6 protein-coding genes and 2 pseudogenes are annotated in these 5,608 nt (G+C 33.4%); 1 reads left to right on the forward strand and 7 read right to left on the reverse strand.

What is annotated here, in order from left to right; translation table 11 throughout:
- The 6 genes and pseudogenes from RYL55_RS08270 to RYL55_RS08295 form a co-directional block, all read right to left on the reverse strand.
- Window positions 1–299, reverse strand: a pseudogene (locus tag RYL55_RS08270) (hypothetical protein); the annotation flags it as partial.
- Between the two features lie 103 nt (window positions 300–402).
- Window positions 403–681, reverse strand: a complete 279-nt coding sequence (locus RYL55_RS08275) for an HU family DNA-binding protein (RefSeq protein WP_006702317.1) — start codon at window positions 679–681, stop codon at window positions 403–405.
- A 138-nt stretch (window positions 682–819) separates the two neighbouring features.
- Complete coding sequence (gene der, locus RYL55_RS08280; protein ID WP_315008592.1) at window positions 820–2,133, reverse strand: ribosome biogenesis GTPase Der; 1,314 nt, start codon at window positions 2,131–2,133, stop codon at window positions 820–822.
- 71 nt (window positions 2,134–2,204) lie between these two features.
- Window positions 2,205–3,398 carry a 30S ribosomal protein S1 gene (gene rpsA, locus RYL55_RS08285; protein ID WP_315008594.1) on the reverse strand — a complete coding sequence of 398 codons (1,194 nt, stop codon included), beginning with the start codon at window positions 3,396–3,398 and terminating at the stop codon, window positions 2,205–2,207.
- Between the two features lie 131 nt (window positions 3,399–3,529).
- Window positions 3,530–4,189 carry a (d)CMP kinase gene (cmk, locus tag RYL55_RS08290; RefSeq protein WP_315008595.1) on the reverse strand — a complete coding sequence of 220 codons (660 nt, stop codon included), beginning with the start codon at window positions 4,187–4,189 and terminating at the stop codon, window positions 3,530–3,532.
- Between the two features lie 80 nt (window positions 4,190–4,269).
- On the reverse strand, window positions 4,270–4,848 hold the full coding sequence (locus RYL55_RS08295; RefSeq protein WP_315008597.1) for an SAG1386/EF1546 family surface-associated protein: 579 nt from the start codon (window positions 4,846–4,848) through the stop codon (window positions 4,270–4,272).
- A gap of 218 nt (window positions 4,849–5,066) precedes the next feature.
- Here RYL55_RS08295 and RYL55_RS08300 point away from each other — a divergent pair, with 218 nt between their 5' ends.
- Entirely contained in the window at window positions 5,067–5,309 is a 243-nt protein-coding gene (locus RYL55_RS08300; protein WP_315008599.1) for a ferredoxin, read from the forward strand.
- 75 nt (window positions 5,310–5,384) lie between these two features.
- On the opposite strand, the pseudogene RYL55_RS08305 reads toward RYL55_RS08300, so the two are convergent.
- A pseudogene (locus RYL55_RS08305) lies at window positions 5,385–5,608 on the reverse strand (amino acid ABC transporter ATP-binding protein); the annotation flags it as partial.

Consider the following 5,608-nt stretch of genomic DNA (forward strand, 5'->3'; position numbering starts at 1 on the left):
TTATCTTCAGGAATATCATATAAAACAGATAATGCTTGATCATACTCGCCTTGATTCACTAAAATTTCAGCTAATAAAATAGTCCAAGCAGATTCTTCAGGTTCAAATTGAGTTAATAATAGATATGCCTGTCTTGCTTCATCAAAAAATCCACTACTTGCACTAAATGCAGCTAAATCGATTAATTCTTCTATTTTGTCCTCAGTTACTTCATTCATAAATTGATGGAAAAGTGAATATACTTTTTCTAACTCTTGTTCTTCTAATGCATTTTGAATTTGTTCAACGATTGATTTCATAATTTCTCCATTTCTGTAGGCAATAAAAAAGGTGCTATATTGATTTAACTCTAATATAGCACCTTTATGAAATAGTTTCTATGAAAATATCATAATAAACTGATTAGTTTTTTACAGCATCTTTCAAAGCTTTACCTGCTTTGAATGCAGGAACTTTGCTTGCTTCGATTTGGATTTCTTCACCTGATTGAGGGTTACGTCCTTTACGAGCAGCACGTTCACGTACTTCAAAGTTACCAAATCCGATAACTTGTACTTTTTCACCTGCTTGTAATGCTTCTTGAATTGTTTCGAATAATGCATCAACTGCTGCTGAAACATCTTTCTTTGTTAATTGCGTTTTTTTAGCTACGCGATCTACTAATTCTGCTTTATTTGCCATGTTAGATTCACCTCCATCACATAAGAAATAATTCAGTAGTTATTGAGTGGTCCAATAATACTGGAAACCTTACTGTTGATTTCTAGACAAGTATACCATTTGATTGGCTGACTTTCAACGAATAATACTAGGATTTTATCATTTTCTTTGACGAACAATCATATGAATAGGTGTTCCTTCAAATCCAAAGGCAGCACGAATTCGATTTTCTAAGAATCGTTCGTATGAAAAGTGCATTAATTCTACATCATTTACAAAAACAACAAATGTTGGTGGTTGAATCGCTACTTGTGTCATATAATAAATCTTCAATCGATTTCCTTTATCTGTTGGAGTCGGATTCATTGCAATAGCATCCATTAATACATCGTTTAAAATCGATGATGAAATACGTTTAGAACGAACTTCATGAATTTCTTTTAATAATGGTGCAATTCTGACCAATCTTTGTTTTGTTTTAGCTGAAACGAATAAAATCGGCGCATAAGATAAGTATAGAAATTCTTTACGAATATTATCTTCAAATTCTTTAAATGTAGAATTATCTTTTTCCAAAGTATCCCATTTATTTACTAAAATGATAACACCTTTACCAGCTTCATGGGCATAGCCAGCAATTTTCTTATCTTGTTCTTGAATACCTTCTTCCGCATTCAAGACAACACAAACAATGTCACTACGTTCAATTGCTCTTAATGCACGTAAAACACTATATTTCTCAGTAGACTCGAAAACACGACCTTTTTTACGTATACCAGCTGTATCAATCATTTTAAAGATAGTACCTTCTTCGTCCGTAAAACTTGTATCAATGGCATCACGAGTTGTTCCTGCAACATTCGATACAATAACACGTTCTTCCCCTAACATGGCATTCACTAAACTAGATTTTCCTACATTTGGACGACCGATAAAACTAAAACGAATCACATCCGTATCGTCTTCTTCAGAATCATGTTCAGGAAAAGCCTTCACTGCAGCATCTAATAAATCTCCAAGTCCTAAACCATGACTTCCTGAAATTGGGAATGGTTCTCCAAACCCTAATGCATAAAAATCAAAAATATCTGATCTTAACTCTGGATTATCTACCTTATTTACAGCTAGTAATACAGGTTTATTAGTACGGTAAAGCATTTTCGCAATATGCTCATCCGTTGATGTTACACCTTCTTTAACACTTGTTAAGAAAATAATGACATCTGCTTCTTCCATTGCAATTTCAGCTTGCATACGAATATTTGACATAAATGGCTCATCTGTAATATCAATACCACCTGTATCAATAATATGAAATTGATGTCCTAACCATTCACCTTCAGAATAAATTCTATCTCTCGTTACTCCAGCAATATCTTCTACAATCGAAATTCTTTCACCAACAACTCGGTTGAAAATGGTAGACTTCCCAACATTTGGACGGCCTACAATCGCAATAACTGGTGTTGACATCAAAATTCCTCCTTTCTCAAAAAATGAGGCTGGGAGTTTTTCCCAACCTCACCCAAATTTAATAGTTTTAATTAGTCTTCAACAACTAATTCAGATAATTGATCCCCTAAACGATCGGCTAATGAAAAAGTTACATCTTCTTCAGATAATACATATTCTTCTTCCACAACTTCTTCAACTTTAGGTTTTTCAACAACTGGAGCTTCCTCTAAAGCTTTAATACTTAATGAAATACGTTTTTCAGCTTCATTTACATCTAACACTTTAACAGTTACTTCTTGTCCTACTTGAAGAACTTCCTGAGGAGTTGCAATATGTTTATGAGCAATTTGAGAAATGTGAACTAATCCTTCTACTCCAGGGAATAATTCAACAAATGCACCAAATGCTGCAAAACGTTTAACAGTACCAACTAATGTAGAATCAACCGCTGCACGTTCAGTAATATTATCCCATGGTCCAGCAACTGTTTCTTTAATAGATAGAGAAACACGACCTTTTTCAGCATCTAATCCGATTACTTTAGCTTCTACAGTTTGTCCAACTGCTAAGAAATCACTTGGTTTTGATACATGTTCATGAGAAATTTCAGAAACATGAACTAAACCGTCAATTCCACCTAAATCAATGAACGCACCAAAGTTTGTTAAACGAGCAACTTTACCTGTAACAATTGCTCCTTCATAAACAGCTTCTAGAGCAGAAGCACGTTTAGCTGCTTTTTCATTTGCTACGATTTCTTTACGAGATAAAATTAAACGATTATCACTTGGTAAAATTTCAACGATATCAAATAATAAAGTTTGTCCTTTAAATTGTTTTAAATCTGAAATAAAGTGGTCAGAAATCATTGAAGCTGGAACAAATGCTCGAACACCTGCATCGACTACTAAACCGCCTTTAACGACATCTTTAACAGTTCCTTCAACTTGTTCATGATTATCTGCTTTTGCTTGAAGTTCTTCCCAAACTTTACGAGCATCTACACGACGTTTAGAAAGTAAGAAGCTACCATTTTCTTTATCTTTAATCGGTTTAATAACTACTAAATCTAATACATCTCCCACTTTTACAACATCTTCAACTTTATCAAATGGAGTTGCTGATAATTCATTAAAAGGAATAACACCTTCAACACCTCCACCAATAATACCAACGATAGCTTGTTTATCTTGTAAAACAAGTACTTCTCCTTGAACTAAGTCTCCAACTTGGATATCTTTTACAATATCAAGTGCATCTTGCATTGTTTGTAATTCTGACATTTGACTTCCTCCTATTACGCAACCATTCATTCGAATGAAAAAATAATCCTAAAAATTTATTTTTTCTCCTTTTTACATCATATCATTATTTCCTTCACAATTCTAGTGATTTCCTATGAATGAACTACTTGTTATTGTTTTTTTCGAATGAATTCAGTGACTGTTGATACAACATCTTCAATTGTCATTGTTGTTGTATCAATTTCTATAGCATCCTCTGCTTTTTTTAGTGGCGATTCTTTACGAGTTGAATCAATATAATCACGACGACGGATATCTTCTACTAATTCTTCATAAGACATTTCAATACCTTTTTCTTGATTTTCAATAAAACGACGTTTTGCTCTTTCTTCTACACTTGCCACTAGGAAAATTTTAATTTCTGCTTGAGGAAGTACCACTGTCCCAATATCTCTTCCATCCATAATAATCGAATGATTTTCCGCAATTTCTCGTTGTAAATGAACTAATCTAGTCCGAACTTCTTTTAATGCAGAAACTGCTGAAACATTTTTAGTAACTTCTAAGCTTCTAATTTCATCTGTAACGTCTTCCCCGTTCATAAATACACTTTGTTTCCCATCCTGCATGGAAAACCCAATTTCAATCGTTTGAACTAAGTTTTCAATAGCTTTATGGTCATCTAATGAAATATGATTTCTTAATACTGCTAATGTCACGACTCTATACATAGCTCCAGTATCTAGATAAACAAAATGATTTTCTTTCGCAATTAATTTTGAAATAGTGCTTTTCCCAGATGAAGCAGGCCCATCAATTGCAACTTGCATATAGCATATCTCCTTTAACTTTTTATATTTTCGCCTTATAACAACCTAAAAGGCTGGACTTGCTGCCCAGCCTTTAGCTGTTATTGTCTTGGTTGTAATACTTTTAATTGCATTCCTGGTGAAATGTTATTGCTTGTTAATCCATTAATTGATTTTAATGTATCTACATCCATCCCATGATTAACTGCAATTCTATATAATGTTTCACCAGCTTGTACAGTGTAACTTCCATAAGTACCATTTTGGTTTTGAGTAGTTGGTGTTTCAGAAGTTGATTGTTCTCTTTGATTATTTTGTTGTCTTGAAACTGATGATGATGTTGTTGTACTAACATTTGTCGTAGAAGCTGTTGTTTCTACTGTAGTTGTTTCTGCTGCAGTTGTTTCAACTACTTTTGTTAACATAACTTCATCTGCAGTACGAGGTTTAACCTCAGTCTTAGAACTTGACCAATAGAACCACATCATAAATAATAATGGAGATACTACTACAACAATAAAAATAAATAGTAGCACACTTAATAACGGAGCTCCTGCTTTACCTTTTGAATTACGAGCACTACGTGAATACTGACGTGCTTTTTGCGTATCTTCACCAAATTGGCGATCCCATGGTTGCTCTTCTTTTGGGTTTCTTTCATTATTTAAATTATCTGTCATTAAAAATCCTCCTAAATTCAACCACTGTCGTCATTAGACTTTTCTCATATAAAACTATAGCATATTTCATCTATAATATGCAATCTTTTCCTTCTCTACATAGTATTTTAGCATATTTTTTAGTATTGTCATCGCTTTTTTAAATATTTTGAAAATTTTTAAAAAATATGAGAAACTTACAATAATCATAAATTACTATTAGAAATGGAGGCTCTCATATGAATTCAAAAAAATTACAACCTATTTATGGAAAAGTCGATTGTGAGAGTTGTATTGCCTGCGGTATTTGCCAATTAAAAGCTAGCAAACTTTTTGAGTACGATACTGATGGAATAGCTTTTATGAAACATGATAATAATACCGGAAGCCTTCCAATTCCAGAACAAGAAATAGAAGCCTTTAAAGAGGCCTATACTAACTGTCCAACAGGAGCCATTAAACGTAAAACTTCTCCATTCTAGTCTATCCAAAATAGTTCGGCAGCAGATACCTTTCGATAACTGCTGCCGTCATTTACTACTATTAGAAAAGTCAATCTACGACAATACACGCATTAAAAACTCTTTTGTTCTTTCTTTTTGCGGATTTGTAAAGATTTGCTCTGCAGTTCCCTCTTCAGCAATAACCCCTTTATCCATAAAGATAACACGGTCACTGACATCTCTAGCAAATTCCATTTCATGAGTTACAATAATCATTGTTAACCCAGTATGGGCTAAACTCTTCATTGTTTCTAAAACTTCATTCACCATTTCTGGGT

The sequence above is a fragment of the uncultured Granulicatella sp. genome (assembly GCF_963515615.1).
Classification (GTDB): Bacteria; Bacillota; Bacilli; order Lactobacillales; family Aerococcaceae; genus Granulicatella.

Coding starts and splice junctions, on each gene's coding strand:
- RYL55_RS08300 (WP_315008599.1), top strand. CDS start 5,067: ATGAATTCAAAAAAATTACAACCTATTTATGGAAAAGTCGATTGTGAG.
- rpsA (WP_315008594.1), bottom strand. CDS start 3,398: ATGTCAGAATTACAAACAATGCAAGATGCACTTGATATTGTAAAAGAT.
- RYL55_RS08295 (WP_315008597.1), bottom strand. CDS start 4,848: ATGACAGATAATTTAAATAATGAAAGAAACCCAAAAGAAGAGCAACCA.
- der (WP_315008592.1), bottom strand. CDS start 2,133: ATGTCAACACCAGTTATTGCGATTGTAGGCCGTCCAAATGTTGGGAAG.
- RYL55_RS08275 (WP_006702317.1), bottom strand. CDS start 681: ATGGCAAATAAAGCAGAATTAGTAGATCGCGTAGCTAAAAAAACGCAA.
- cmk (WP_315008595.1), bottom strand. CDS start 4,189: ATGCAAGTTGCAATTGATGGGCCTGCTTCATCTGGGAAAAGCACTATT.